At 62.4% G+C, this 26,151-nt stretch carries 27 protein-coding genes; 2 read left to right on the top strand and 25 right to left on the bottom strand.

What is annotated here, in order from left to right:
* Positions 1-33: 33 nt before the first annotated feature.
* On the bottom strand, positions 34-2,049 hold the full coding sequence (locus L981_RS33485) for a GumC family protein (protein WP_052202084.1): 2,016 nt from the start codon (positions 2,047-2,049) through the stop codon (positions 34-36).
* Positions 2,050-2,309: 260 nt separating this feature from the next.
* On the opposite strand from L981_RS33485, the gene L981_RS29310 reads away from it, so the two are divergent.
* Entirely contained in the window at positions 2,310-3,584 is a 1,275-nt protein-coding gene (locus L981_RS29310) for a transporter (protein WP_043624966.1), read from the top strand.
* 9 nt (positions 3,585-3,593) lie between these two features.
* Here the strand turns inward: L981_RS29310 and L981_RS29305 are convergent, their stop codons facing one another.
* Genes L981_RS29305 through L981_RS29295 form a run of 3 tightly spaced genes read right to left on the bottom strand, consistent with a single transcriptional unit; the run spans position 3,594 to position 6,543 of the window.
* Positions 3,594-4,472: a DUF6492 family protein gene (locus tag L981_RS29305; protein ID WP_043624997.1), complete on the bottom strand. Its 879-nt coding sequence runs from the start codon at positions 4,470-4,472 to the stop codon at positions 3,594-3,596.
* Positions 4,473-4,483: 11 nt separating this feature from the next.
* The gene (locus tag L981_RS29300; protein ID WP_245281739.1) at positions 4,484-5,299 is read right to left on the bottom strand and encodes a WecB/TagA/CpsF family glycosyltransferase; all 816 of its coding nucleotides are present in this window, start codon (positions 5,297-5,299) and stop codon (positions 4,484-4,486) included.
* A complete protein-coding gene (locus L981_RS29295) occupies positions 5,296-6,543 on the bottom strand; it encodes a glycosyltransferase family 4 protein (RefSeq protein WP_245281738.1) in 1,248 nt (415 codons plus the stop codon). Before L981_RS29295 ends, L981_RS29300 begins: the two co-directional genes overlap by 4 nt.
* A 140-nt stretch (positions 6,544-6,683) precedes the next feature.
* On the opposite strand from L981_RS29295, the gene L981_RS29290 reads away from it, so the two are divergent.
* Positions 6,684-7,673: a glycosyltransferase family 2 protein gene (locus tag L981_RS29290; protein ID WP_043624993.1), complete on the top strand. Its 990-nt coding sequence runs from the start codon at positions 6,684-6,686 to the stop codon at positions 7,671-7,673.
* Positions 7,674-7,740: 67 nt separating this feature from the next.
* Here L981_RS29290 and L981_RS29285 read toward each other — a convergent pair whose 3' ends face one another.
* The 21 genes from L981_RS29285 to L981_RS34090 all read right to left on the bottom strand — a co-directional run.
* A complete protein-coding gene (locus tag L981_RS29285) occupies positions 7,741-8,307 on the bottom strand; it encodes a hypothetical protein (RefSeq protein ID WP_043624964.1) in 567 nt (188 codons plus the stop codon).
* On the bottom strand, positions 8,307-8,675 hold the full coding sequence (locus tag L981_RS29280; protein ID WP_043624961.1) for a hypothetical protein: 369 nt from the start codon (positions 8,673-8,675) through the stop codon (positions 8,307-8,309). Before L981_RS29280 ends, L981_RS29285 begins: the two co-directional genes overlap by 1 nt.
* Positions 8,676-8,798: 123 nt before the next feature.
* Positions 8,799-9,353: a rod-binding protein gene (locus L981_RS29275; RefSeq protein WP_043624958.1), complete on the bottom strand. Its 555-nt coding sequence runs from the start codon at positions 9,351-9,353 to the stop codon at positions 8,799-8,801.
* Positions 9,354-9,433: 80 nt separating this feature from the next.
* Positions 9,434-9,847 (bottom strand): hypothetical protein, encoded by a 414-nt coding sequence (locus L981_RS29270; protein WP_043624955.1) that lies wholly within the window; start codon positions 9,845-9,847, stop codon positions 9,434-9,436.
* A gap of 4 nt (positions 9,848-9,851) precedes the next feature.
* Positions 9,852-10,604: a flagellar biosynthetic protein FliR gene (gene fliR / locus L981_RS29265; RefSeq protein WP_043624952.1), complete on the bottom strand. Its 753-nt coding sequence runs from the start codon at positions 10,602-10,604 to the stop codon at positions 9,852-9,854.
* On the bottom strand, positions 10,601-12,688 hold the full coding sequence (gene flhA / locus L981_RS29260) for a flagellar biosynthesis protein FlhA (protein ID WP_043624949.1): 2,088 nt from the start codon (positions 12,686-12,688) through the stop codon (positions 10,601-10,603). Before flhA ends, fliR begins: the two co-directional genes overlap by 4 nt.
* A 129-nt stretch (positions 12,689-12,817) precedes the next feature.
* On the bottom strand, positions 12,818-13,084 hold the full coding sequence (gene fliQ, locus L981_RS29255) for a flagellar biosynthesis protein FliQ (protein ID WP_043624946.1): 267 nt from the start codon (positions 13,082-13,084) through the stop codon (positions 12,818-12,820).
* A gap of 7 nt (positions 13,085-13,091) precedes the next feature.
* On the bottom strand, positions 13,092-13,502 hold the full coding sequence (gene flgD, locus L981_RS29250) for a flagellar hook assembly protein FlgD (protein WP_034800748.1): 411 nt from the start codon (positions 13,500-13,502) through the stop codon (positions 13,092-13,094).
* Complete coding sequence (gene flbT, locus L981_RS29245; protein WP_034800746.1) at positions 13,493-13,942, bottom strand: flagellar biosynthesis repressor FlbT; 450 nt, start codon at positions 13,940-13,942, stop codon at positions 13,493-13,495. Before flbT ends, flgD begins: the two co-directional genes overlap by 10 nt.
* Positions 13,939-14,286 carry a flagellar biosynthesis regulator FlaF gene (gene flaF, locus L981_RS29240; RefSeq protein WP_034800744.1) on the bottom strand — a complete coding sequence of 116 codons (348 nt, stop codon included), beginning with the start codon at positions 14,284-14,286 and terminating at the stop codon, positions 13,939-13,941. The genes flbT and flaF overlap by 4 nt, the downstream gene beginning before the upstream one ends.
* A gap of 34 nt (positions 14,287-14,320) precedes the next feature.
* A complete protein-coding gene (locus L981_RS29235; protein ID WP_043624943.1) occupies positions 14,321-15,376 on the bottom strand; it encodes a flagellar hook-associated family protein in 1,056 nt (351 codons plus the stop codon).
* 2 nt (positions 15,377-15,378) lie between these two features.
* A complete protein-coding gene (flgK, locus tag L981_RS29230) occupies positions 15,379-16,836 on the bottom strand; it encodes a flagellar hook-associated protein FlgK (protein WP_043624940.1) in 1,458 nt (485 codons plus the stop codon).
* A 23-nt stretch (positions 16,837-16,859) separates the two neighbouring features.
* The gene (locus tag L981_RS29225; RefSeq protein ID WP_034800738.1) at positions 16,860-18,071 is read right to left on the bottom strand and encodes a flagellar hook protein FlgE; all 1,212 of its coding nucleotides are present in this window, start codon (positions 18,069-18,071) and stop codon (positions 16,860-16,862) included.
* 91 nt (positions 18,072-18,162) lie between these two features.
* Positions 18,163-18,834 (bottom strand): transcriptional activator Rem, encoded by a 672-nt coding sequence (gene rem, locus L981_RS29220; RefSeq protein WP_034800735.1) that lies wholly within the window; start codon positions 18,832-18,834, stop codon positions 18,163-18,165.
* 269 nt (positions 18,835-19,103) lie between these two features.
* Positions 19,104-19,661 carry a transglycosylase SLT domain-containing protein gene (locus L981_RS29215; protein ID WP_043624991.1) on the bottom strand — a complete coding sequence of 186 codons (558 nt, stop codon included), beginning with the start codon at positions 19,659-19,661 and terminating at the stop codon, positions 19,104-19,106.
* On the bottom strand, positions 19,612-21,027 hold the full coding sequence (locus L981_RS29210) for a flagellar hook-length control protein FliK (RefSeq protein ID WP_043624936.1): 1,416 nt from the start codon (positions 21,025-21,027) through the stop codon (positions 19,612-19,614). The genes L981_RS29215 and L981_RS29210 overlap by 50 nt, the downstream gene beginning before the upstream one ends.
* Positions 21,024-22,325 (bottom strand): chemotaxis protein MotC, encoded by a 1,302-nt coding sequence (motC, locus tag L981_RS29205; protein WP_052202082.1) that lies wholly within the window; start codon positions 22,323-22,325, stop codon positions 21,024-21,026. Before motC ends, L981_RS29210 begins: the two co-directional genes overlap by 4 nt.
* Positions 22,326-22,330: 5 nt before the next feature.
* On the bottom strand, positions 22,331-23,602 hold the full coding sequence (locus L981_RS29200) for a MotB family protein (protein WP_043624931.1): 1,272 nt from the start codon (positions 23,600-23,602) through the stop codon (positions 22,331-22,333).
* A complete protein-coding gene (locus L981_RS29195; protein ID WP_043624989.1) occupies positions 23,599-24,252 on the bottom strand; it encodes a hypothetical protein in 654 nt (217 codons plus the stop codon). The genes L981_RS29200 and L981_RS29195 overlap by 4 nt, the downstream gene beginning before the upstream one ends.
* A 450-nt stretch (positions 24,253-24,702) precedes the next feature.
* A complete protein-coding gene (locus L981_RS29190; protein ID WP_043624928.1) occupies positions 24,703-25,677 on the bottom strand; it encodes a flagellin in 975 nt (324 codons plus the stop codon).
* Positions 25,678-26,044: 367 nt separating this feature from the next.
* Positions 26,045-26,151, bottom strand: a 107-nt coding sequence (locus tag L981_RS34090; protein ID WP_256364299.1) for a flagellin, incomplete at its 5' end; no start/stop codon positions are given.

The raw sequence follows: 26,151 nt of genomic DNA, 5'->3' as shown, positions 1-26,151 counted from the left end.
CGAACGGAGCATGCTCTCCGCCTTCCCGTCGTATCAACGGCGCGCGAGCTTCTGGCGGGAATAGTGCTCGACCCGGGACCTGAGAGCGCGAAGGCCTTCCTGGACCTTGGCGATGTCGGCATCATCCTCGTCTACGGTCTGCGACACCGGTTCGGCCGCAGCCGGACCGGCCGTCGCGCTGCGGCGAGCGACGGCATAGGCAGCATTCAGCGATTGCGCATGATGCGCGGCCGGGCTGAACTGCGGCGGCAGTTCGAGCTTGGCCGAAGCCGGATCGGGCTGCGGCTGCGAGCGCCGTGTGGGCTCGGGGCCGCCATCAGGTTCCGGCGGCTCGGGCGCCGCGTCGTCCTCGACCTTTCGGGCCGAGGGGAACAATCCGTTCAAGCTGCGATAGATGCCGAGCAGCACGCCGAGGCCGAGGCCGGCAAAGAAGCCCGCCATGGTGGCGGCAATCACGATGATCTTGCGGGAGGGCCCCTTTGCCTGCAGCGCCGGCTCGGCCTTGGAGATCACCCGGATGTTCTTTGCGGTCAGCTTTTCCTCTTCGCGCGTTTCGCCGGCGCGCTTCAGGAAGGATTCGTAGATTTCGCGGGTTGCCGCCGCTTTCCGCTGCAGTTCGCGCAGTTCGACGAATTCGGCCGAGGAATCGATCTGCCGGGCCTTCTGCACGGCAAGCTGCTGCACCAGATCCTGTTCCGTTCGCTGGGCGCGGTCGAGCTCGGTCCCGGCCGCGGCCGCGATGCGGCGCAACTCGTTGGCGATCTCGGAGCGCGACGCCTCGAGCGCCTGCTGAACGGCAATGCGTTGCGGGTGGCGCGGCCCGAGGCTCGCGTCAAGCGCGCTCAGTTGCGCCTTGGTCGCCGCATATTGCTTGCGCAGTTCGGAGAGCGCCAGCGAGCTGATTTCCTCCGGATAGGCGCCGGTCAGGACATCGTTGAGCTGAACCTTGCCGGAGGCATCGGCCTTGGCTTTCGCTTCGGCGATGCGGTTGCGCGCCGCAGCGACCTGGTCGCTGAGGCTGAGGAGCTGCTTGTCGGCGATCAGCTCACCGCCGGCACCGACGATATCGTTCGCCGCCTTGTAGTCCTCAACCGCCTTTTCGGCTGCATCGAGCTCGGCCTTCAGTTCCTTGATGCGCGCGTCGAGTGCAACGGTGGTCTTCTGGAAGAAGCCCGACTGCGCAGCCGTCTCCTCACCGAGGAAGGTCTCCACCAGCCGGTTGGCGATCAGGGCCGACTTCTCGGGGCCCCTAGTCTTTGCTTCGACGGTGACGATGAAGGTTTTCGGATCGCGCCAGACCTGAATGGCCTCGCCCAAATTCTTCAGGACGCGCGCGGACGCATCGCCACCGGCCATCCTGCCGGCAAACTCCGCATCCTTTTCCAGTTCGAGACTGGCTGCGACCTTTTCCATGACCGTTCGCGAGCGCAACACTTCGAGCTGGCTGTCGACGATGGCCAGAATGCCTTCGGTTGCCAGCGATTGTTTCGACAGATCGGAATCGGTCAGCCGCACTTCGCGCGGATCGACATAGAGCTTGCTTTCGGAGACGAAGGTGCTCGGCGTTGACAGCGCCAGCAAAACGCCACCGACGGCGCCAAGCGCCGTGGTCGCGAGAATGATCTTGCGGAGCTGCCAGACCGCGCGAACCACGGTCTTGATATCAACGAGCGGACGATCGCCTGCCGCTTGCCCGTCGGCAGCTACCGTCGGCACAGCACCCTCGGGCGGACGATCGACCAGCCAGCGCGCAAACTTGTCACGCATGCCGCCGAGGCGTCCCTGGCTGCGGGCAACCGGGGCCTTGCCTGAAGCGCGTGCCGTTTCGCCGCGCGCCTGACGACCTTTCGCGCGGTTTTTATCTGGCGCCGCTGCGTGATTGGTTGATCCACCGGAGCCGGACGGGCGACCAAGCAAGGACGAGCCCTCACCCGTGGGGTCGGCGGTGCGCCTGTCGCGCACACGCGCAGGATCGCGCGCGTCCTCTGCTGCAAAATCGAGCAACGATGCACGCGGAACCGGGCGTTTCTCGTCGTCGATGTTGAACATGACTGATCCCGCGGCTGCCGAAACGGCGAATTCCGAATAGTGAAGCCAACCTAAGGAAACATGGAAAACAAATCGTTAATTTCGGCGGGAAGTGACGGCGCGAACGGCGTGATCTCACGCCTTATTAAGCTTTCCCGCCTATGACGGAGAGACGAGCGCAATTCCAGGCGAACGCTTTGCGCGCCCTGCCCTTGGAACTGTGAGATATCAAGGAGATAGAGCGTTTCCATCGGCATCGAGCGGGAAACGCGCTACTGGAAATGTCGGCCGTGCCCCATCGCATCAAAGCGCTTTATCTCCGCCACCGGGCGCTCATCCACGCTTACCTCTCGATGACCGGAGGTTCGGCGGGCCGGCTCGTGCTGTCGCTTGTCTATTTCATCGCCGTTGCCAACACGCTCGCCATCGCCGACTTCGGGTTGTTCGCAACCGCGTCCGCCGCCGGCATCATGATATCGCGCGTGCTCGCCTTCGGCTTCATGTCGCCGCTCTATCGTGTCGCGACCGTCAAGCCGCTGCTGGTCGGCACCTATAGCGCCGGCTTCCTGGTCGGCGCCCTCCTGTCGCTGCCGTTGATCGCAATCATCGGCGCGGTCACCTTCCTCGCCCTCTTTTCCCGCGACATGGCGGCCGGCACCTTTGCTGCCTTTATGATGGCCGAGATCCTCTGCTGGCGCGGGCTGGAGACCGCCGTCATCGTGCTGAACGGCCTCGGACGTTTCGGGCGCGGCGCCTTGCTCGTGGTGATCGGAACGGCGATCCGCACCGGTGCTGCCCTGCTCCTTGCATTGCTCCCCTGGAAAACGCTCGAAGCCTGGTCCTACCTCTATCTGCTTGCAAATACGCTCGGCCTGCTGGTGGCTCTTTTCTGGTTCTATCCGCGTGTGCGACTGCGCTGGCAGCCCCGGCTCTACTTCCGGCGCTGGGCGGATTCTGTGTCGGTTGCCGGCGCCGAGGTGCTCTTCTACATCCAGTCGGAGTTCGACAAGATCGCCGTGCTTGCGATCGGTGGTCCGGCAGTGTCCGGTCTCTATGCCATCCTGATGCGGCTGGCGGACCTGACGGCGCTGCCGGTGCGGTCGTTCAACACCTTGCTCGTTCAGCGCATCATGCGAACGCCCGAGGCGATCGCCCGCTGGGGTGTCCGGCTGTCGATCGAACTCCTGGTGGCGCTTGCGTCCTTTGCCGCCATCGCGGCCATGGCATTCTATCTGTGGGTCTTTCCCGATGGCCTCGGGCGCAATGTGTCGGCGGCCGCGCCGATCGTGGCGATGATCCTGCTCGTGCCCTCGTTCCGCAACCTGATCGAATATCATTCCGAACTGCTCTACGCGACCGGCCGTACGGTGCGGCGCATGCTGAACCTGTTGATTGCCGGCATCGTCAAGGTGGGGCTACTGGTGCTGTTGCTGCAGACTACGACCGATGTCGCGACCTGGGCGCCGGCACTCAACGGGATCTTCCTGGTCCTCTACGCGCTGTCGTTCGGACTGACCTATTCGGCACTCAGGAAACCAACCGATCGGGTCATCTGAGCAGGAGCGTCAGGCCGCGAGTTCGAACACCGCCCGGCGAATATCGTCGAGGTCGTGGCCGACGAAGGACTGAACCCCGATGCCGATCTGATGCGGCGCCATATCCTTCAGGAACGCCCTGAGACCAGTGAGATCCTGGCGATAACTGTCTTCGAACCAGAGCACATGGCAGAGCGCGGCATCGGAGGGAACGTGCCCTTCCCCGCCGAGCACCTCGTCGACGAAGCGGCCGTAGATCGTGCATTCGGAGAAGGCGCGGGTACGGGTCATCGCCCTCACCCAGTTCCGGCCATGCAGCGTCTCGATATGTTCGAGCAGCTTGCGGCTGGTATCGGTGCGCCACGCGATCAGCGTGTTGATATAGTCGTTGGCCGGCAGCGTGTAGGGGCCGATGCCGAGAAGCCGGTCGGAATGGGCGAGCCATTCGAGGTGGTTGGAGCGCATATGCGCGTTGATCGCCCCGTCCTTGCGGTAGAGCGTCAGCCGTTCCTTCTGCCAGAGGCTGGCGGGATCGAAGGCACGCAGGAAGACGACATCGGAATCGACGGCAAACATGGCCGCCTCGTCGATATGGCGCGCGAGCGCCAGGCGGCGAAGCTGCTGGGCATGCCAGCCACGCAGCGGCAGGCCGAACGGGCTAAGCCACAGCTTCCGGCGGCCACCCGACAGTGGGTCGGTGATGGGATGCAGCCACCAGGGCAGGAGATCGCGTTCGCTGATCACCTGGCGTCTGGAGCCCTCCAGTTGTCGGAAGAGCTTCACGTCGAAATCGGCAACCAGTAAATAGTGCTTCCAATCGCCCTGAAGCTTGCGGTCCATGCTTTCGCACATCAGCCGGCAGCGCTCGAAGTCATTGGCGTAGGACGCTGTGACAATGGCTGTGCGCATGGTCTGACCGTTCACGATGTTCCCGTCCGAAGGCTGCTGTCGGCGACGCTTTCCCGCGCCCGCCCCGACAGCTTGTGCCAGAGGACGTAAGACAGGAAAAGCGGGTTTCCGAGAATATAGCGACGCCACATGCGCCGTGGCTCGACCGCCAGGCGGAAGAACCATTCCAGCCGCATCCGGCGCAGGAATTTCGGCGCCCGCGGAAACGCCTCGGCGACGAAATCGAAGAGCGCGCCGACGGTAATGACCAGCCGGGCGTCCTGTGGCCCCACATGCGCATCGACCCATTTCTCCTGGCCGGGGCTTCCCATCGCCACCAGCAGGATATCGGCATTCAGCGCCCGGACATCGGCAAGCACCTCTTCGGAGCGGTCACGATCGAAGAACCCGTCGGAAACGGGAATAAACTCGTGCCATGGCGCATGCCTGCGAAAGTTCTCGGCCGCGCGCGTCAGCACTTTCCCACGGGCGCCGATCATCGCGACGCGAAGCGGCCGGTCGATGAAGGTCAGCAGCGCCGGCACGAAATCCGTGCCGTTGAGATTGGCGGGGAACATGCTGCCGTAGAAGAGGTAGGAAGCGATATCGACGCCGTGACCGTCGGGAAGCACGACCTGGCGGCCGAGGACCTCGCGGTACGCGCCGTCGCGCATCATCAGATTGGCATTGTTGGCATTGAGGAAGGCGAGCGTCGTTTGCCCGCCGGGGCGCGACAGCGCGTCGGCCGCAAAGGCAAAGGCGCCCTCCCAATCGAAATCGACCACCGGCATGCCCAGGATGAGGCGCCTGGACAGGGCGGCGTTCGCGCCAGCGGTCGTCTTGGTCACGACCGCCCCCCGTCATGGACCTTCAGTTCGGGCGGGACAGAGGGCGCCTCGACCGCGGCGCTGGGGGCGAGGCCGGCCAGCACATTGCGCATGACCCGCATCAGCTTTGCCTTCTGGGCGCGATGGAAGACCGAACCGTCAAGGCGCTGGCGGTCGCCGCCGCGCGCCCGGGTGACCTTGTCGACCAATAGGCGCGCGAATTCGGCCGGATCTTCGGCGGCCGCGCAGTTCTCAGGGAGCGCCTCGATGCCGCGCAGCGACGCCTGCGTCGCCACGGATGGCATGCCGAGTTCGAAGGTCTCGATGCTTTTCAACTGCACGCCCGTACCGCCCCGGCTGACGAGCGGTATGACCGCGCTTTCCGTGACGAAGGCGCGTGCATCCGGTACCCGCCCGACGAAGCGAACGCCGGGATGGGAAACCGCCGGTATGCCATCCATCTGGCCGGCAATGGCGATCGAAAGATCCTGCGGCAGATGCGGTACGACCTCGGCGAGAAACCAGTCGAGCCCCAATCGGTTCGGCCGCCAGCTCCAGGTCCCGATCAAGCCGAGGTCCTGCTGGAGGTCAGGTGTTTCCTCCGATACCGCAGCCGCGTCCCAACCGGTGACCAGAGGCAGCACGAAGGCCCGGTCGCTGACGGCGCGGCCGAAGCCGAAGCGGTCGGCCTCCGCAAACGTCCAGACGGCCACGGCATTTTGCGCCAGTTGCTGCTCGTAGCGTTCGAGATACTGCGCCTCGCGCCGGAAAAGAAAACGTTCGACCGTACCCTTTGCCCGCTCGGCATTCTCAAAGGCAGAATCCGCCTCGACATTGTGCGCGACATAGATCGACGGATAGGGGCGGAAGACCTGCTGGAAGGCGGCCGGCAGTTGCACCGAGTTGAGCACGAGACCGTCGAACGGAGTGAGACTCTCGAGGATCGACTGGATCCGGCTCGCCGACACCACCAGCATCTTGCCGGATGAGACGGTCGTGCGGTTGAGGAAGGCGGTCGCGAGCCAGCTCAGCTTCTGCAGTGTTCCCACCTTGGCATTGGTGACTTCCAGTTCGCCGAGCAGGTGCATGTCGCAATCGGGCGCGGGCACGCGTCCCGGCTGAAGAAAACCGATGACACTGACGCGATGACCGAGCGCGCGCAGACCGTCGAGCACCGCCCGGTTGGCAATGTCGAAACCGGACGCCGGATTGGCGACGGGAACGAGCGAAGAGACCAGGACCAGATGCATTTTGCCACGCGTCATGAATGGAACTGCGGCCTTCATTAGCAGCATGGGATGAAGGAGCGCTTAAAGACCCCTTTCAAAAACTGCCGCCAGGGTTCAGCATCTGTTTAGGAAGATTTGCTGTATTGCGACGCAATTTTGCTTTTACAGGTTTCGCCATGACGACGACCGGCCAGGACATTTCCGTCTACTTCCGGACAGAGCTGGAAGACGCCGGCGACATCGAACTCGTCGTCGTGCTGCCGACGTTCCGTCGGCCGGAGCATGTCGTCAAGACGCTAAAAACCATTGTTTCCCAAAGGCCTGACCTCTCCTTCGCCACGGTCGTCGTCGAAAACGATGCCGACGGGCTGGCCGGGGCTGCGGCGGCCAAGGACTTCTTCCTCGGGCATCCTTCGGAATCGGTCGTGATCGTCGCGCACCAGCGCGGAAACTGCTACGCCTACAATGCCGGCTGGGCGACGGCGCTCGCGACCTATCCGAACCTCAAGGCGATCGCGATCATCGACGACGACGAAGTGGCGGCGCCCGAATGGCTCGATTGCCTCATCGCGGCACAGGAAACGACCGGCGCCGATATGGTCGGCGGCCCGCAGCTTCCGGTTTTCGAAGGCGATGGCGGGCAGAAGTGGAAACGCCATCCGGTCTTCACGCCCCATTATGACGCGACCGGGCCGGTTCCCATCCTTTATTCCTCCGGCAACGTGCTCGTCACGCGCGGGGTGCTGGACGCGATGCCGCAACCTTTCCTGGATCCCGCCTTCAACTTCATCGGTGGCGGCGATGCGGATTTCTACAGCCGCTGCAAGGCGAAAGGGTTTTCGTTTGCCTGGGCCGCCGATGCCTGGGTTGCCGAGACCGTACCCGCCCGCCGCACCAGCGCATCCTGGATCAGGGCGCGCAGCCTCAGGAACGGCGCGATCTCGACGATGCTCGAACATCGGCGTGACCCGAGCTTCAAAGGGCGGCTGAGGACCTTCGGCAAATCGCTGGCGCTACTTGGTGCATCGGTGCCGCGCGGGCTGGAACTGTGGAACAAGAGCGGGTTGGCGGCGGCCGGGTCATACCATTTCTATGTGGCGATCGGCCGGCTGATGGCGGAACTCGGCCTCGTCAACGAGCAGTACCGCACCCCGGAAAAGAACTGACGGATACGGCCTCGCCGGGGGCAAGCGGCCGAGCGGAACCCCGCCCGGGCGACCCTTCCAACAATCGTCAGTGCGAGCTGCTTGCCTTGACGGCGCCTTCCGGCAACTTGTCATCGGCGACATTGCCGTTCTTGTCGACGATCGGGACCGGCTTTTGCCGCGGCACGTTCTGGCTGTTGGCGACGCGCTTGACGTCTTCCTTGGTCAGATATTCGAGCTGCTCGACGAGCACCTCGGTGATCACCTCTCCGCCGAGCTTCTTGTTCAGGCCGTCCTTGACCGTCGTCTTGAACGTCGGCAGGTCGAACGTGCCGGTGTCGGCGATGTCGATGAATTTCGAGCCGACGAGCAAATCGTAAAGCTCATCGGTAACCATCTGACGCAGCGGCGCGCGAAGGTTGTTGATCCCCTCCTTGGTGGCGGAGAAGGAAAGCTTGGTCAGGAAATAGCCCTGAACCGAACCATCCCGTATGACCGGGATGGTGATCATCTCACCGGGAACATATTGCTCCGCTGCGCGCCGGGCGGCCTCGCCGTCAGCGACGACGGGCGCGGAGGCGCTTTGCATCGAGAAATAGACCGATCCGAGCGTGACCGCGCAGACCCAGATCCCGGTGAAAACGAGCTTCAGCATCAGAAATCGCTATAGCGGAACTGCGCTTCGGAATAGATGCCGTCCGCATCGGCATCCTGGGCGGCGGTCTTCAGGAGGTCGACGACGGCGCGAACCGCTTCGAGATGCGCCTCGACCTTCTGCGAATTGACCGACAGCTTCTCGCGCAGGTGCAGTGCATGCGAGGAGAAAGCCGAAGAGTTTTCGCCCGGCAGCATGTCACGATGCAGCATCGTCAGTTCGTAGAGGCAACGGCTCTTGTGGGCGTTCGATGTCTTGATATCGAATTCCGGGTCGACGCCGATCCGGCTGTTCTCGTTGTCGAGGATCATTTCCAGGCGGCCGAGCACGTTCTGGATCCGGACGTCATTGGATGCCATGGCTTCCATGAATCAACTCCCAATTGGATCACGATGATTTCTGGTCGGATCGACCGGATTCTCAAGCGATCTATTCCTATGAATTAGAGCGGAATGCGGATGGAAAACTGCAAGCAGTTCCCCGACCCCGCCCTAGGCTTGCTTGTTCTTGTCGTTGTCGGTCGAGAAGCCGGTCAGCGTCTTGCGCTCGTATTCCTGCACGAGGCTTGCGGCGAGGTTTCGGCTGTTACCGTCGAGCGATGCCTGAACCCGATCGGTGCCTTCGGCACCTGCGAGCTGTTCGGCAATGCCGATGCCACCGCTCTTGGAGATCACGTCGCCGATCTGCTCGGCCATCATGCTCTTCCAGATGTCACCCGCGTTGCCCTTGCCGAAGACGTTCTCGCTTTCGGTCGGCAGCATCGACTTCACGAAGTTCTGCAGCACCATGGCCTCGAACTTGCGATAGGTTTCCGGAATCTTCTTCTGTTCGACGCGGTTGTTGAGGTCACCGAGGCCGCTCGAACCTTCGGGCGACAGGTTCAGAACGTTGACGGCAGCGGCAAAGCCGTTGCCGTTTTCCGCGAGACTCGTCGCCTTGAAGGCGGCACGGTTGGCCTTCAACCGCGCCTGCGCTTCCTGCACTTCGGCGGGGTCGGCGGCGCGCACGACATCCATCACCAGATCGCTGGGCGGAGAGATGGCCATGACGTATCCTCTCAAAATCGAGCCTGGGCATTGGTCGGCCCGGGTCCGCTCCGCCATCGGAGCAAACCGGGAATGACGCACTATCGCCCGTCAAGCTTACCGGAAGCTGGCGCGTTGCCCGTAACGTGTTGATCGATCAGGTCGTAGATGGAATTGTCGGCCTCTTCACGGTCCTCGGACTGGCGGGCCTCCTTCATGTTTTCCTCGAGCCGGTCGGCTTTCGCGCGCTCTCTCAGCATGCGCGCCTCGTGCGTTTGCTGGATGCCGTGCAGCATCTGGTCCTTCTGCACGAGCCTTCCGATCTGCGAGGAATAGTGGCCGGAGAACATGCGGTGCATCGGGTGCGCCGAGCCCATGGCATCGACGACGACATCGATCGTCTCGGCCAGGATCTCGCGCTGCCGCACCATCTCGACGAAATCCGCCTCCGCCATCTGTTCGAGATGGCGCTGGACGGCGACCAGCCGCTTGAGTTTCTGCGAGCGGGTTTTCATCCGGCTATCCTCCCTGCATGACCAGCGCGAAACCGTCGCCGAACAGGCGCAGCATCGCGGCGATACCGAGATAGAGCAGGAACAAGCCGCCCATGATCAAATAGGGCTGCGAGATAAAGTAGATCGGGATCTGTGGCGCCAGCTTGTTCACCATGCCGATCGCCACGTTGAACAGCAGGCCATAGATGATGAAGGGGCTCGCGAGCCTCAGCATGATCATGAAGATCTGCGACAGCGAATCCGTGAGCGTGATCAGCACGCCTTGCGGATCGAAGGGGGTGCCGATCGGCATGGCGCGATAGGATTGAACGATCGCCTCGATCATCACATGATGGAAGTCCAGCATGAACAGCACCATCAGGCCGGTGAAGCTGATCAAGCTGGTCACCTGGTTTTCGGGGGTATCTTCGATCACGTCCGACGATGGCGGCGAGGCAAAGCCCATCAGCATGGTGATCGCCGTTCCGGTGAACTGCAGTCCCAGGACATAGTAGCGGGCGACAAGACCCATGACCGCGCCGACCGCCGTCTCGGCGGCGATCAAATAGATGTAGCTGTGCCCCTTGCCGGTCACCTGCGGATAGATATCCGTCCACATGACAGGCAGGATCGCCATGGAAACCGCGACTGCAATGAACAGCCGCACCTGCATCGGAACGCGTGCGCTGGAGAACCCGGGCATGATCATGATGCAGCCGCCGATCCGGCAGAAAGCCGCGAACAGCGCCAGCACCGTGCCCTCCGGGTCGGTGATCATGAAATGGAGCCGATGATCTTGATCTCAAGGCCCTTGGCAAGCTCGACATGCGAGAGCACGGGCAAGGTGGCAAAGAGGCGCTCGATGATCATGCGCACATAAGAACGAGATTCGGGCGAACTTACCAGTACGAAGGGCATGCCGCGATCGAGATGTTCACGGATAACTTTCGTCGCCTGCTCGCTGAACTCTTCGAGGTGACGCGGATCGATGTCGAACTCGACAACCTCGCCCTTGGCGTCGCGCTTGAGCGCCTGGTGGAAGACCATGTCCCATTTGTTGCCGAGGCGCAGCACGCGCAGGATGCCGTTGTCGGCAAGGTCGCCGCATAGCTGCTGCGACATGCGTACGCGCACGTGCTCGACGATCTGCTCGGTCTTGCGGACATGCGGCGCGAGTTCGGCGACCGCTTCGAGGATCAGGTGGAGGTTGCGGATCGAGACCCGCTCCGCCAGCAGCAGCTTCAGCACCGCCTGCAGGCCCGAATAGGACATGTGCGAGGTGCAGATCTCGTCGGCGAGCTTGCGGTATTCCGGATCGAGCCGCTCGATCAGCACCTTGACGTCCTTATAGGAGAGCAGGTGCGGCAGGTTGTTGCGGATCACTTCGCTCAGGTGGGTCAGCACCACCGAGACGTTGTCGATCGGATGGAAGCCTTCGCGCTTCAGGTCCTCGGTGAAGGTTTCGAGGATCGAGACCGCGGGCATGCCGAAGGCGGGTTCGCGGATCTCGTCGCCCGGAACACTCGGCCGGCGGCCGCCGCCGGTGACCACCAGGACTTCGCCGACGCGCACCGTGTTGGACGCGATCGTCGTGCCGTGAATGCGGATATGGTAGGCCTTGTCCGGAATGCTGATGTCGTCGGAAACCTTGATTTCCGGGATGACGAGGCCGTACTGACCGGCGAACTTGCGGCGCATCTTGCCGACACGGAAGGCGAGTTCCTGGTGCGCACCAAGGAGGCGAGTCGAGACCTGCTTGCCGAGCAGGAGCTCGATCTCGGCGGTCTTCAGCACCGACTTGACGGAGTCCTGCTCGCCTTCCTTGGTCTGCTGGACCTTGGCGGCCTCTTCGGCGCGACGCGCGGCATTGGCAGCCTCGATCTGGCGCGGCACGAGCCAGCTCAGGAACGCCATGCCGCCGCCGAGTACGGCGAAGGGCAGGAACGGCAGACCGGGAACCACGGCCAAAAGAATGATCAGACCGGAGGCGACCATCAGCGCCTTCGGGTAGCCGCCGAGCTGGCCGACGACGGCCTGGTCGGTGGAGCCGGATGTGCCGCCACGCGATACCAGAAGGCCGGCAGCGAGCGAGACGATGAGTGCAGGGATCTGCGAGACGAGGCCGTCACCGACCGACAGCTTGACGAAAACGTCGGCCGCTTCGCTGATCGGCATGCCATGACGCAGGTAACCGATGATGATGCCGCCGAAGATGTTGATTGCGGTGATGATCAGGCCGGCGATCGCGTCGCCGCGCACGAACTTCGACGCACCGTCCATGGCGCCGTAGAAGGAGCTTTCCTCTTCGAGTTCACGCCGGCGGCGCTGCGCTTCCTTCTCGTCGATCAGGCCGGCCGACAGGTCGGCGTCGATCGACATCTGCTTGCCGGGGATCGCATCGAGGGTGAAGCGCGCGCCGACTTCGGCGATACGCGTCGCACCCTTGGTGATGACGATGAAGTTTACGGTGATCAAGATCAGGAAGACGATCAGACCGATGACGAAATCGCCGGACATGACGAGGCTGGCGAAACCGGAGATGACGCCGCCGGCAGCGCCGTGGCCTTCATGACCATGCGAAAGGATGACGCGGGTGGTGGCGATGTTCAGCGCCAGGCGCACCATCGTCGAGATTAGCAGGATGGTCGGGAACGAGGAGAACTCGAGCGGGCGCTGAATCCACAGCGAGACCATCAGGATCAGCACCGAAAAGGCGATCGAGAAGGCCAGTCCCATGTCGATCAGAAATGGAGGGATCGGCAGGAAGAGAATCGACAGGATCGCCACGATCCCGAGCGCGAAGCCAATGTCCCGGCCCTTCGGAGCTACTTTCGGGATGATCAGCGCTGCTTGTTGTGCCATGTCTCTTCCGTCTCATCATGAGATCAAGGCAGCATTCACACGCGCTGCCCCACTATAGAGATGGAGATACCCGCCCAAGCTTGCGCGAGGGTTTCATGGCGTCGCTGGCCGATGGCCGGCGGTGCGGGATCAGAACCCAGACTGGATGCGCGAGAAGATGATGTCGGTGAAAATCGAGATCTGAGCGCCGATGAAGGGCGCGGACACGGCAACCGTGATCATGACGGCGAGGATCTTCGGGACGAAGGTCAGCGTCATTTCCTGGACCTGGGTCAGTGCCTGAATGAAGGCAATGACGACGCCGACGATCATCGCGGCGAGAACGGCGGGCCCCGAGGCCACGATCACGGTCCAGATCGCGGCCTGTACGATATCGAGGGCATCCGCCTCATTCATGGAGTTATCACTTCACCTTGACGCCCGGGCCGATAACAAGCTCCTTGCCGTTATCCAGCACCGCAATGATTCCGTCAGAGTATAGTTTCACTTCCTTAACCACGCCAGTGGTCTTGCCGTCTTCGCTGGTGACAGTGCGCCCGATGACGGCGTCCGCTTCGCTCAGCGACGTGCGCTGCAGCAGGCTTTCAAGGTTCTTGTTGGTCTTGATCGTCTGCTCGACCTGCGAGAAGGTCGCAAGCTGCGCGATCTGCTGCGTCGCATCCATCGGCTGCGTCGGATCCTGATTCTTCATCTGGGCGACGAGCAGCTTCAGGAAGCTCTCGTAGTTGAGCGATGCCTTGGCGGCGTCGCCGCCCGAATCCTGAGCCGAAACGTTCGGGGTATAGCCGTTGTTGCTGACGCCGCTTACCGCCATGGTGCGATCTCCTTGCGAATCTGCTCGACCGTTGCCGGCGTGATTTCCTGCGTGTTGAGAATGCGGTCTTCGATGGCATAGAGACCGCGGATCGCCTTGAGCGCTTCGAAGGCGCGACCGTTGGTCACCAGGCCGTCAACACGCTTCAGCTCGGCAAGGATCTCTTCGTTCTTGAAGCAGTTCAAGAGCATGACGATCGACTTGCGGAACATGGCGGTCGATTGCTCGGCGCCTTCCGGATTGATGAGGATCATCTGCGCGATGAAATAGAGCTGCTTCAGCGGCGTCGTCGCGTCTTCCGGCTGCAGCACATGGTTTTCGAGCAGGAACGTCACATCGTTCAGGAACTCGACCGCGACCTTCCGGTCCACGCGCAGCACCGCGCCGTTTACAAAAATCCGTTCGCCCGACTTCAGCGAGATACGCAGTGTGCTCTTCATTTCAGTCCATCCCTGATGATGGTGGTAATGTCAATTATGCCCTGGAAGTTGGAGGATTCGCGTTTGCGGATCTTTTCCGTCTCGTTGAGTATCCAGATGGCGATCGAAATCAGATTGGCGCGCAGCTCTTCGTTCAGCTGGTTCTCCGGAGCACGCAGATCTTCGATGAAACGGATCCACAGGCGCCGGGTAAAGTAGATGGCCTCGATGGCCTCTCTCGAATACCCTTTCTGCTGTTTCGCTGCTTCCATGAGCGCGATCGAGCGATCGAGTACCTGCCGTTCCCGATTCTTGGAGTCGGCGACGCCGTCCTCCATGATCTCGGCATAGGAAAATTGGTACATTCAGACATCCTTCATGTTTGTCCGGCTCCTCACACTAGAGGAAATTGAGCAAGCTCATCTGCTGTAGTCGCGACGTTAGTGTATAGGACGTTTCCAACTGCACCTTGAGCGTGTTGATCCGGGTCGATGTCTCGATCGGATCGATGCCTTCGAGATCGGCGACATGCGTGTTGACCAGCTTGAGCTGCGCGTCGATCGAGGTGTTCGACTTCTTCACGCGCGATTCCGAGATACCGAGCTGGCTGCGTTCGCCGTTGAGCGCGGCGATGCCCTGCTCTGCATAGTCCAGCGCCGCGGTGCCTACGGCAGCACGCGCGTCAGGCGTGATGTTCTTGTCCATCAGCTCGGCCGAGATCACGCTCGCCAAGGCGAACATCCGGAAGCCCTTGGTATTGGCGTTGGTCGAGCTTTCGATCACCTCGCTGGCGCTGATCCGGCTCGTCATGTTCTGGCTGGATGCGTCCGACCAGTTGGTGTCCCAATACCCCCCGGGGGTGGTATCCATGAAGCTGGTTTCCAGTCCGGTGATGAACGTCTTCATCTGCGCGGCGGTGATCTGGTCGTCGGACGTGATGCCATTGGCGGACTTGAACGCCGTAAACGCGGTATCGAAGGCCGTCTTTGCCGCAGACGTAGCGGTGTAGTCGGCGACAGGCTTGGCGTCGGTATTGATGCCCGAAAACAGGAACTCGCCGTTGAAGGACGTGTTGGCAGCCGCAGTGAAGGTCTGCAGCGCGCCCATGATCTCGGTCTTCTGGATCTTCAGCTGGCTCGCGGCATCGTTACCCTTGTAGGTAACGAGCGTGTCGCGCACCTTTTCGGCCGCTTTCGCCATCGTTTCCAGCGCGCCCTGCGAGCCGGAGAGACGCTGGGTTACGACCGAGTTGGTGCTCTTCATCGAGTTCAGCCGGTCGATCTCGCGCTGAAGGTTGAGCGAGCGCGAAGCCGTCGCGCCAAGCGTCAGGCCAACGTCGTAGTGCCGACCGGTCGTCTGCTCCTGGGTTGCCTTCAGCAGATCCATCTGGTTCTGCTGAATCGTCATGCGCATGGCGGTCTGGATCGCCAGATTAGAAACGTAGGACGTCTTCATGATTACCTCACAGCTTCCATCAGGGCCGCCATCATGGCGTCCACGGTGCTCACCAGCTTGGCCGATGCTTTGTAGGATTGTTCGAGATCGAGCAGCAGCGACAGTTCCTCGTCGATGCTCACGCCGGTCTGCTTGCTGAGCGCTTCCTGGGTGCGCGAGAGCATCGCGCGCTTGTTGTCGTCAGCGGTCGAGGCGGTCTTGCGTGTCTCCTCGAGCCAGCCGACCGAACCGGTCGCAAAATTCAGCAGGCTGCTGGTTCCATCAAGACCGGTCGACGGGTCGAACGACATGTTCTCACCCATCTTGTTGATGAAGCCGTCGAGCAGGCCCGTGTAGCCGGGGCTCGGATTTGCCGCACCGCCAGGGTTCGACACCACGCCGTTGAAGCCGCCGTCACGCAAAAGAAGCGGGTTGGCCTTGGCCAGAGCGTTGACGGTGATCTTCGATGCCAGTCCGGGAACGACGGTGCCTGCAGCCGGCACACCCGCGCTTCCCCAGGTAAAGAGGCCCGGCTGGTAGGGAACCGGCGGCACCCCGCTGGGGTTGCCTTCCTTGAAAAGCTCGACGAGACCACGGGCGATCTCGTCCAGCTGCGACTGGAACTTCGGCCCAATGTCATCGCGCAGCTGCACGAGGCTCGCAAGCTTGCCCTTGGCGGTCGTATCTGCGCCACTTCCGGGGGCGACCGGTACGCCGTCGACGAAGATCTTGTTGCCGGTGACGGTGGCGTCATAGGTCGTTGTCGGCGCGAACGTCACCTGGCGCGGAATGTTCTCGAAAAGCACCGTGCCGTCGGTGGTGAAGATCACCGTATCGTTGTTGCCGCGTGTAACGGTGGAGATGCCAACGATCTCCGAAATCTGCTTCAGGATCTTGTCGCGCTGGTCAAGCGCATCGTTCGCATCGCCGCCGGATGCGGTCGCCGACTTGACCTCGTTGTTCACACGCTCGAAGTCCGCAAGCAGGCTGTTCAGCTTGTCGACCTCAAGAGCGATTTCCTTGTCGGCATCTTCGCGCATGTTCTGCACGGTGGCAGAAGTCTTGTTCAGTGAGTCGGCAAGGTCCTGGGCGCTGGTGACCGCAGCCGCCGCAATCGTCTTGTTGCCTGGGGTCGAGGCCAGTGTCTGCAGGCTGTTGCGAAACTCCGACAGCAGCTTTGACGGCGCAGTCTCGTAGTTGTTACCGCCGAGAGCCGATTTCAGGAGTTCCAGGCCATCGCGAAGACGCGCCTGGCCGGAAGCTTCGCCGATGCTGGCGATGCTCTGCTTGAGCAGCGCCTCGTTCTGTGCCCGGTAGATGGATACGACCTGCGCACCGTTGCCGGTGCTGCCCAAGAGGGCAAGGCGACGCGAATAGTCCGCATTGCCCGCATTCGCGATGTTCTTCGACACGATCGCGGTCTGTTGCGCCGTGTTGCTGAAGGCCTGCTGTGCGATGGATATTGCGGAGGACAGCGACATGACGCGGACCGTATCTCTTTCAATTACCGTTTCAGGTTGACCAGCACGTCAAGCAGGTCCGAGGCGGTCTGGAACACCTTGGAGTTTGCCGTGTAGTTGCGCTGCGCCTCGATCATCGAAGTCAGCTCGTTGGCGATATCGACGTTGGAGTTTTCGAGTGCCTTGGACTGGATGTTGCCGAAAGCGCCAGAGCCCGCAAAACCGGTGACGATAACGCCTGAATCTGCCCCTTGCGAGTAAACGTTGCCGGACTGCGGCTGCAGCTTGTCCGGGCTCTGGACGGTCGCAAGCGCGATGCGGAACTTGGGGATGAGGTTGCCGTCGCCATACTTGACGTAAACGATGCCTTCCTTGTCGATCTCGAAGCCCGACATTTTGCTCGGCTTGCTGCCGTCGATGCCACCGCCGGTGCTGCTGAAGTCGCCGCCGAGCTGCGTGGTCTTGGAGGTGTCGATCGTGATCGCGCCAAGGTTGGCACCAGTGCCGGGCAGGTTGTTGATGGCAGTCGTGGTGAGTGTCGCGGGGACAGCGCCGATGCGCTTGCCGGCCGCGTCGAACGTCATGGTCTGGGTACCGACTGTAGTGCCCGATGTGCGGTCGACGACACTCAGGCCCCAGGCGTTCGGACCTGTCTTGGTGTAGGTGAAATCGAGGATGCGGGTGTTGCCCTGGCTGTCGTAGACAACCATCGAGGTCTTCGATTGATCGTTGACAGCCGCGCCCGACGGCAGGTTTGCTTCCATCGTACCCTTGGTCGAGCCGGCGGCGACCAGGCCCTCGTCCTTGAGCTGGACCGGTACCAGGCCGTCAAAACCGTTGACGACGACGGTCGGATCGACGCCAGCCTTGTACTCGTAACCCATCAGCGTGAAGCCGGCGGTGTTGACGAGGTTGCCGTTCTTGTCCGGAACGAAGGAGCCGGCACGCGTCAGGAAGTTCTCACCGCCATTGCCCGAAACGATGAAGAATCCGCCGCCGTTGATGGCAAGGTCGCTCGCCGACGTCGTATAGCTGGTGCCGCCCTGCTGGGAGATGCTGTAGCGCACCTGCGTTTCGACGCCGCCGGAATTGTAGTTGCCGCCGCCCGAAGGCAGGATCATCGACGAGAACTCAGTGGAGGCGCGCTTGTAGCCGGTCGTGTTGGCGTTCGCGATGTTTTCGGCGACCGTGCCCAGACGGTTCGACTGGGCGTTCATACCGGACACACCCGTTCTCATGCTGCCATAGAGACTCATTTCGGATCCTCATTTCCTTGTTACGGCGACACTAGGAAGCGGGCCTTGCGTGAACCTGTCTTGGTTCAGTGCCCGCCCCTTGGCGTGGCGCTCAGTTCCAGTCGATGCAGTAGCCAAGGAAACGCTTCGAATCGATCGGATCGAAGCCGAGCTTCTTGCGCAGTTTCTTGCGCAGTTTGCTGATGTGGCTTTCGACGACGTTTTCCTCGACGTCCTCGTCGAAAATCCCGTAGATCGCGTTGAAGATCTGCGACTTGGAGACACGACGGCCGCGGTTTGCGACCAAATATTCGAGAATGCGGCGCTCGCGGCGCGGCAGGGCGAAGACATCGCCGTTGATTTCCGGATCACGGCCGTCGGCAAAAACGCGGATCGGACCGATGTCGGTAAAGTTGGCGATCGCCTTCAGGCGCCGGCGGATCGCAGCGACGCGGGCAAGGATTTCGCGGGGGTGGATAGGCTTGCGAACGACGTCGTCGACGCCGCAATCAAAGAGTGCAAGCGTGTTTTCGAGGGACGGCGTGTCGCTCATCGCGATGACCGGTGCCATCGAGCGATCGCGGATGGCCCGCGGCAGCGTGAAGGTGGTGTCGCCCTGCCCGATCAGGAAAGCTTCCACGGCATCGATATCCGAATCGGCAGCCGCGTTTACCCACTCGCCAAACTCCCTGGGATCGAAACCCGTCGAGGGAATACCTTCACGCCCGAAGAGGGACGTGTACCCGTCCTTCACCAGCTCTCTTTCATCAACCACTACGATCATTCGCCCGCCTCCGAATCAGTATGGCTCCGCACTGATTGAGAGGTACGAATCGAGGGATTCATGAACAACTAGAGGAAGTTACTGGGTGGAATTAATAATTGATTAACTATGTTTCGCCGATTTGATCTATATCTAGTAGCACCCGCCTCGAGGCGGCACTAAAATAATGTGGAAAAGTTAACGGACTACGACAAATCGCTTGCGGTCACATTGTCCGCGCATTCTCGCCACAATGCGGGTTGCAATGTCAAAATACTATCTTTGGTTGCTTATCGGCAAAACTGCGTGGCGTTCGGCGTCCACTTGCCGTAGCCGGTCGCGACGAGATTCGCGATCACCCGGCAGACATATTTCTTCTGCGCCGGGTCGTTGTTCGGGCCTGCGTGATAGCGCGCAACGGCCATCGTCCAGGTCTCGTGCCTCGCATGGAGATTGGCCAGGAAGCGTGCGGCATATTCGACATTCTTGCGCGGGTCAAGCATCTCCTGCGGCGAGCTGAAATGCTCGCCATGGAAGTAATAGTTGATCTGCATGCAGCCGAGATCGATGAGCTTGGCGCCCTGTGCCCGCGCGTTGCCGAACTGGGTCAGAACGTCCTGTTCGCTGCTGCCGAAATAGGCCTTGCCCTCGATGTTCATCGCGTAGGGTTGAAGCGATCCCTTGCGGCCGGTTTCGGTCAGCCCGACCGAATAGAGGATCCCGGCCGGGATATTGTACTTCGCCGCCGCGCTGATGATCTCACGCTCGCAGACGCCGGCGTCTGCGCTCGCAAAAGCACTACATGTAGACGTGACCAGTACGAGAGCGCTCAGTGCCGGCAGCCGCATCGTCCGTCCCGCCATTGCCAACCCACCTTTCCGCCGCCGAAGACTGGCTGTCGTCCTGTCGCTGCTGTCGTCCCTGGCCGTTGCCATCGGCGCGATCTCGGCCCTGTTGCCCGGCTTGTGCCTGGGCCTGGGCTTGCGAGCCGCCGCCCGACGACGTGTCGCCGCCGGAGTTGAACACGATGTTCACCTGGTCGACCGCAAAGCCCTGAGCGCGCAGCGCCTTGACCAGATCGTTCTGGTCGTCGCGCAGCTGCCGGAAGGCGTCGCCGGTCTCGACCTTGAGTTCGACCTGCAGCTCGTCGTCCTTCAGGCGCAGCGTGGCCGTGACGAGGCCAAGCTCGATCGGGTGAAGCTGGATCTTCAGGGTGTTGAGCGTCTTGCCGGCCTGCGTCCACGCACCCGGCTGAGCGAGGGCAGCACTTGGCTGCAGGGAACTGGTGGCCTCGCCAGCGATGGCGTCTGCCACGGCGCTGGTGTTCGGGCTCATCGAGATGCCGAGATAACGCCGTGCCTCAAGCACGGTGACGTTTTCGACCTTGGCGGAGCCCTGCGAACGGGCCGCGTCGAACGCCGCGTCACCGTCCTTCGAAAGGCTCATGGAAACGGCCTGTCCCTTGCCGTCGGCCCGGGCGAAACGAAAGAGCCGATCGGGATCGCTCTCGCCTGCCTGTGCCTCGGCTTTCGCGCTATGCTCGCTGCCACCGGCAACCGGCACTGCAGCTTCAATCTGGCCGTCCGCTGCCTGACGCGCGACCGCCGTCTGTCCCTGAGGCTGTGCCGTCTGGGCGCCGCCGAGCAGCGTCAGCAGATCGTCCATCGCCGTCTTTGTCTGCTTGGCTTCTGCGCCCTCGCCGCCAGCGTTGGCGTCGCTATCGACCGCGGTGCGATCTGCCGACGCCTTGCCGACGCCCTTCGTCAGGGCAGCAATCCGCTCGGCGAGTTCGTCATCGGCCACCACTTGCGCCAGATCGTCGGACACGGCAGCCGTCTTGGCCGGATCGGCCTTGTCGACGGCACGTTTGCCGCCGACGCCGCGCTCGGCCATCTGGAAATGGTCGCGCAGCGCGTGCTCGTCAAACTGTTCGTTGCGACCGACGCTGATGCTGCGTGTCGCGGCCCTGCCTGCGGTCTTGGCAATATTGTCCTTGTCGATCAAGGCTCCCGCCTCCGCGTCGCTGCCGGCAGCGGCGTCGTTGCCACCCTTGCCTGAACCCGGCTGATCGTTGTTTTTCTGTCGCCCGGCACTGGCCACGGCATCTTCAAACGCACCGGCCGATGCACCACCGGCCTGTTCCTTGCCGCCCGTTCGTCCGCTTCCCGTGCCGACAGGCGCCGGAGGCATGCGCAGAGTGTCCTCAGCCCTCATTTGTCATCTCCCTTGAGGAGAGCGTCGATCTCGTCGATCTTCGATCGTCCTTTCGCCACGAAGCCATCGTGCTCCGGGTCCGCCACCTCGTCAGCGCCGGATGCAGCCACGGTCGTCGGCGCTACCGCCGGGGTCTGCCCGCTTCCAAAGGGGCTCATACCGCTGCCAGTTTCCTCGCTTGCGGCCGACGCATTCGCTTCAACCGGTCTATCGGGTTTAGACGCAAACGCTTGCGTGAGGCTTTCACCGGCAGGTGGCCGTACGACGGCGTCCGCAACCGCCTTTGCAGCGTCCCGCAGGGCGCGGTCGCGCGGCGAAAGCTCCGCGTCTGAAATAGCCGCCAGGCTCGCCGTCGCGGCGAAGACGTCGTTGGAGGGCACCGAAGCCAATCCGGCATAGAAGCTGGCGAGCAGTTTCGGCTGCGCCGCACCGTCAGCGCCCAGCGCCTCGGCGCGCTCAGAGGCGAGCTTCGCAAGCTCCTGCTTGCCGGCGATCGCCGCGCGTCGAGCGACGCGAAGGAAGACTTCGCGCTGGCGCGGCGCATCCATGAAACCGAGGATCTCCGAGATCCGCCCCTGCGCTTCGCCATCGAAATGGGCAACGGCAAGTTCGACGAAGACATCCGCGAACTGGCTGGCATAGGGGGACGTCAGGTAACGGCGGGCATAGGTCAGCGCGTAGCGGAAGCCCTTGTCCGCGTCGCCCGCCTGAACCGCGAGGAAGACCGAGCGGCGCAGGGCAGCCTCTTCGATGATCGTACCCGGGGCCGCGAGACGGGCCCAGTCGTAGTACTTCATCGCGCCCACCGGATCCTGCTGCGACGTCGCATTGCCGAGGATGAGGTAGAGATAGGGGCCGATGCGGGCGCTGCGGTATTCAGGCGCGGCCTTGGACAGGTTCTCGACGATCAGGCCGCCCTTGCCGTTCAGATATTGCGTCAGCGCGTCGGTGACGCGGGAATCGAAGTTCCCCGCCACGTCGTGATCAGCTAGGTACTTCAACGTCTCCGGATTGCCGCCGCTCATCGCATAGACCAGCGCCGCATCGACGTTGCGCGGATCACGGAAGACAGTCGCGTCGGCCGCACGCAGGCGCTTGTCGATCGCGCCCAGCATGAAACGCTGCATTTCGATCGCCGAATGGTCGCCAAGGACGACCGAGTCCTGCACATATTGCAGAGACCGGATCATCTTGAAGGGTGCGAGCTCCTCGATATCGTTCGCCCTGGCAGCCCCCGTTGCAATGGGGGTCGCCAGCACGCAGCAGGCCATCAGAGCGGTTCGCAGGCGTCTCAGCATGGCGCTTAACCCGGAGCCGATTGCAGGAGGATCTCGATGCGCCGGTTGCCCGGGGCGTAGGGATCGCCGGGGATCTGCAGCCGCCGGTCGGCGAAGCCGCTGATCTGGCTGACGCGATCTTCCTTCAGGCCGCCACGGACGAGCATGTAATAGGCGCTCTGGGCGCGGGCGGCGGAGAGCCGCCAGTTGTCATAGGTGCCATCCTTGAAGGGGCGGCCGTCGGTATGGCCGCGGATCGCAACCGCACCTGGACGCTCGGCCAGCAGATGGCCGATCTTTTCCATCGCCAGCACCAGCTCCTTTTGCGGCACGGCCGAGCCGATGGAAAACATCTGCGCATCGGTGCGCTCGCTGATCGTCACCATCAGGCCGCCTTCAGCAGGCGTCACGACAAGTCCCTCGGCCAGCTGGCCCGCCTCGCCGGCAAGCTGCTTCTTCAGCTCGGCCTGGAGTTCGGCCGCCTGCGCCTTGGCGTCGGCCTCGGCAGTTTCGGCTTTCGGCTTCTCGCCGGCCGCGGCATCCGCCGTGTCCTTGCCAGCGCCCGTGTTCGTGTCCTTGCCGTCGCCGGCCTGTTTGTCGGCCGCGTCGGGCGTCTGTTCCGACGCGTCCGCCTCGGACTTCTTGACAGTCGGCGTCGCACCTGCGGGCTCCGTCGACTTGTCGGCAAGGGCAGCGACGGCTTCGGCCGTGTTGCCGGCGTCCTTCACTTCGACCTGCTTTGTCCAGAAGTCCGGGTCGAACGGGTCACGATAGGCCTCGCCGCCATCGGCACCGGTGGCCGGGCCGGACTGGGCCGCACCGCCCTCGCCCTTGACGCTGATGTTGGCCTGCTGGCCGACCTCGCGCGCAATCTCGGAAAGAACGGAATAGGGGTTTTCGAAGAAGTCGGCGTCGGAATACTTCGTCTCTTCGCCCGACGTCGCCGTCAGCTGATCGCCGGTCTTGGCTGAGCCACCGGACTTGTCCTGCTCGCCATCGACCTTCGAACGCTGCTGCGTTTCTTCGCCCTGCGCATCCTTGGCCGGGTCCTTCAAGCCACGTTCGGCCGGCTTCTGGTCGGTCAATTGCACCGGGTTGAAATAGGAAGCGATCGCCGCCTTCGTCTCTTCGTTGGCGGCATTGATCAGCCACATCACGAGAAAGAAGGCCATCATTGCGGTCATGAAGTCGGCATAGGCGATCTTCCATGAGCCGCCATGGTGGCCGTCATGGCTGCCGCTGTGGCGCTTGACGATGATGATCTCGTGCTTGCCGTTGTGGTGGTTTTCGTCGCTCATGCGAGAACTTTCCGAACTGTATCGGCCCAGGCGGCCATGCGCGTCACGAGGATGGTGCCATCCATCTCGACGGCGAGATCGACATCGTCGGATTCGACGTGCCGCAGGGACGGCAAGTCTTCTCCGAGCTGGCGTTTCAGCGCCTCGAAAAGAGACGCCGGGCCCTTGACGACGATGGTGCAGCCTTCGCCGGCCACAAGGCCCTGGCGCAACATCTGCGCCATATCGGCAACGGCGCGCTGCATGAGGGCATCGCCCATGACCGGTGCAAGCACGCGAGCGGCCTGATCGCCGAGTGCGACGGCAAGCCCTTCGGTCATTTCGTCGACGCGCTGCGCCAGACGGTTCGCGGTTTCCTCCTCGAAGCGCCGCGTCAGCGCCTCGAGTTCGGCCGCGTGCGCCGCCTGGAGTTCGGCAATCTGCTTTTCGTGTTCAAACACCAGTTCCGCGGTCGCCTCGGCCCGCCCTTCGGCAAAGGCTCGGCGACGCTCCGCATCGATATCGATTTCCGGCATGGCGGGTCTCGCGCCGAGGCGTTCGCCATCGGCATAGTCGGCATCCAGATCAGGGAAATATTTCGGCGGCATCAGCGACAGCTCGACTTTCGGCGCGCTGAAGTCCTTGAGATAGCGGGAGAGCATTGCACTCATGGCCGGCCCCCTGCAGCGGACCTGCGGCAATGCGGCGATCCCCATCTGCTTGAGAGGCGGCGCTCCCTGGCGCGGACTTCCATTGCTCCTGGCACTGCTGACATGTCTCCCTCGGGCCCGACCGTCGGATACGGCGAACCCAGCATTCTTGACGTACATCGGCGTGATCCGGGGTCGGTTGGTCCCGGAACGATCCGATGCAGGCGACGGCGCAAAGGTCATTTTGGCCGGCAGTCATCCGACAGGACTGCGAGGGAAGGCTATTCGGTCAAACTTGTGCGAAAATGAATGTGTTGGACCGCGCCAGGGCAATTAGCGCGGTCCAACAGTTTCCACCGGGTGCCGTGACCGACGACGTGGCAGAACTCAAAGTGCCGTCACCCACATCGGGGCGATGGGCTCAGTTTGGCAGATCGGCGGCCGCTTCGGGCCGCTGTCCGCCGCCGCGCCTTACTGCTGGAACAGGCGCAGGATGTTCTCGGAATTGGTGTTGGCGATCGAGAGCGCCTGGATGCCCAGTTGCTGCTGCGTCTGCAGCGCCTTCAGCCGCGTCGATTCCTCGTTCATGTCGGCATCGACGAGACGACCGACGCCCTTGTCGATCGTATCCATCAGGTTGGCGATGAAGCCCTCCTGCAGCTCGATGCGCTTCGTGATGGCGCCGAGCGTGGATCCGGCATCCGTCAACTGGTTGAGGATACGTTCGACGACGCTGATCATGTCGGACATTTCGGCAGGCGTCGTCGATGCGGTCAGCTTGATTTCCGCCGTCGTGCCGATCGGCGTCGTCGCCGGCGCGCCGATCAGGTGGTACAGGCGTGCGCCTGCCGTGCCGGGAGGAGAGGTGAGCTGGGACGCGTCGTAGTTCCGGGTCAGGATGCCGCGGCTCGCATTCTGCTTGTCGATCAGCATCGACTGCGAGGTGTCGAAGTCGAGCGTGGTGACCGACACGTTGCCGTTGGCGTCACGGTTGAACGAGGCGACAACCGACTTGGTGCCGACGGGGGCCGTCGCGGCGTTATAGAGCCAGTTTTCACTGGAGAACGATGCGGACTGTGCGGCCGAGATCAGCTGGTTCTTGAGCTCGGAGATTTCCTTGTCGATCTTCAGCTTATCGACGCCCGGCTCGCTCGCCGCGACGAGCTTGCTCTTGATCGCGCTGACGACCTCGATCGAGGAATTCATCGCCGCATAGGCCGTGTCGATCTTGGCGGCGCCGAGGCCGAGGGCGTCCTGAACGGTGGAGAGCGCCGCGTTGTCGGAGCGCATGGTGGTAGCGATCGACCAATACGCGGCGTTGTCCGCGGCTGTCTGCACGCGATAGCCCGAGGAGATGCGGTCCTGGACTTCGGCCATGTCGGAGTTGATCGAACGCAAAGTCTGGAGAGCCGCCATGGCGGCGGTGTTGGTCATGATGCTGGTCATTGGTCACCTGTCCCGATTGAATTCATAAGGACATTCCGGAGTGTTACCGGCAGCGATGGGACTGGCATCATGCGAATCGCCCCTGTTTTGCCCTGGAGGCGACCCTTCGCTCTTAACGAATATGTAACGATCTCATAGTTAACAAATGGTTAACACTGTTAGGAAGTCAGTAACAAAGGTGAACAAAAATAAGGGAAGATGGACGAAACGTTAAGGTGGGCGCGGTTCGCTTGGAACGGACGCCGGCGACACCTGGCGGCCATGGTACACCGGAGCGCAAAACGAAAAAGCCGCACGATCCACGGGGGATGTGCGGCTTCTTTTCGAGGTGACGGGCGAGGATCGCCCGTCAGGTTCGGTCGATCGATTAACGGAACAGCGACAGGATGTTCTGCGAGTTGGTGTTGGCGATCGTGAGTGCCTGGATGCCGAGCTGCTGCTGCGTCTGCAGAGCCTTCAGGCGGGTCGATTCCT

Source organism: Ensifer sp. ZNC0028, from assembly GCF_000799055.1.
Lineage (GTDB): Bacteria > Pseudomonadota > Alphaproteobacteria > Rhizobiales > Rhizobiaceae > Ensifer.
Note: the sequence above shows the minus strand (reverse complement) of the source record. Positions and strands in the feature narration are given on the sequence as shown.

Excerpts from the sequence above, each read along its gene's own strand:
- L981_RS29200 (WP_043624931.1), bottom strand. The coding sequence starts at position 23,602 with ATGAGCGACGAAAACCACCACAACGGCAAGCACGAGATCATCATCGTC.
- L981_RS29280 (WP_043624961.1), bottom strand. The coding sequence starts at position 8,675 with ATGGAAGCCATGGCATCCAATGACGTCCGGATCCAGAACGTGCTCGGC.
- flgK (WP_043624940.1), bottom strand. The coding sequence starts at position 16,836 with ATGTCGCTGTCCTCCGCAATATCCATCGCACAGCAGGCCTTCAGCAAC.
- flbT (WP_034800746.1), bottom strand. The coding sequence starts at position 13,942 with ATGAAGAGCACACTGCGTATCTCGCTGAAGTCGGGCGAACGGATTTTT.
- L981_RS29225 (WP_034800738.1), bottom strand. The coding sequence starts at position 18,071 with ATGAGTCTCTATGGCAGCATGAGAACGGGTGTGTCCGGTATGAACGCC.
- L981_RS29290 (WP_043624993.1), top strand. The coding sequence starts at position 6,684 with ATGACGACGACCGGCCAGGACATTTCCGTCTACTTCCGGACAGAGCTG.
- rem (WP_034800735.1), bottom strand. The coding sequence starts at position 18,834 with ATGATCGTAGTGGTTGATGAAAGAGAGCTGGTGAAGGACGGGTACACG.
- L981_RS29275 (WP_043624958.1), bottom strand. The coding sequence starts at position 9,353 with ATGGCCATCTCTCCGCCCAGCGATCTGGTGATGGATGTCGTGCGCGCC.
- L981_RS29195 (WP_043624989.1), bottom strand. The coding sequence starts at position 24,252 with ATGAGTGCAATGCTCTCCCGCTATCTCAAGGACTTCAGCGCGCCGAAA.
- flaF (WP_034800744.1), bottom strand. The coding sequence starts at position 14,286 with ATGTACCAATTTTCCTATGCCGAGATCATGGAGGACGGCGTCGCCGAC.
- flhA (WP_043624949.1), bottom strand. The coding sequence starts at position 12,688 with ATGGCACAACAAGCAGCGCTGATCATCCCGAAAGTAGCTCCGAAGGGC.
- fliQ (WP_043624946.1), bottom strand. The coding sequence starts at position 13,084 with ATGAATGAGGCGGATGCCCTCGATATCGTACAGGCCGCGATCTGGACC.
- L981_RS29235 (WP_043624943.1), bottom strand. The coding sequence starts at position 15,376 with ATGAAGACGTCCTACGTTTCTAATCTGGCGATCCAGACCGCCATGCGC.
- L981_RS29190 (WP_043624928.1), bottom strand. The coding sequence starts at position 25,677 with ATGACCAGCATCATGACCAACACCGCCGCCATGGCGGCTCTCCAGACT.
- fliR (WP_043624952.1), bottom strand. The coding sequence starts at position 10,604 with ATGATCACCGACCCGGAGGGCACGGTGCTGGCGCTGTTCGCGGCTTTC.
- L981_RS29285 (WP_043624964.1), bottom strand. The coding sequence starts at position 8,307 with ATGCTGAAGCTCGTTTTCACCGGGATCTGGGTCTGCGCGGTCACGCTC.
- L981_RS29305 (WP_043624997.1), bottom strand. The coding sequence starts at position 4,472 with ATGCGCACAGCCATTGTCACAGCGTCCTACGCCAATGACTTCGAGCGC.
- L981_RS29310 (WP_043624966.1), top strand. The coding sequence starts at position 2,310 with ATGTCGGCCGTGCCCCATCGCATCAAAGCGCTTTATCTCCGCCACCGG.
- L981_RS29270 (WP_043624955.1), bottom strand. The coding sequence starts at position 9,847 with ATGAAAACCCGCTCGCAGAAACTCAAGCGGCTGGTCGCCGTCCAGCGC.
- motC (WP_052202082.1), bottom strand. The coding sequence starts at position 22,325 with ATGCTGAGACGCCTGCGAACCGCTCTGATGGCCTGCTGCGTGCTGGCG.
- L981_RS33485 (WP_052202084.1), bottom strand. The coding sequence starts at position 2,049 with ATGTTCAACATCGACGACGAGAAACGCCCGGTTCCGCGTGCATCGTTG.
- L981_RS29210 (WP_043624936.1), bottom strand. The coding sequence starts at position 21,027 with ATGAGGGCTGAGGACACTCTGCGCATGCCTCCGGCGCCTGTCGGCACG.
- L981_RS29215 (WP_043624991.1), bottom strand. The coding sequence starts at position 19,661 with ATGCGGCTGCCGGCACTGAGCGCTCTCGTACTGGTCACGTCTACATGT.
- flgD (WP_034800748.1), bottom strand. The coding sequence starts at position 13,502 with ATGGCGGTAAGCGGCGTCAGCAACAACGGCTATACCCCGAACGTTTCG.
- L981_RS29295 (WP_245281738.1), bottom strand. The coding sequence starts at position 6,543 with ATGACGCGTGGCAAAATGCATCTGGTCCTGGTCTCTTCGCTCGTTCCC.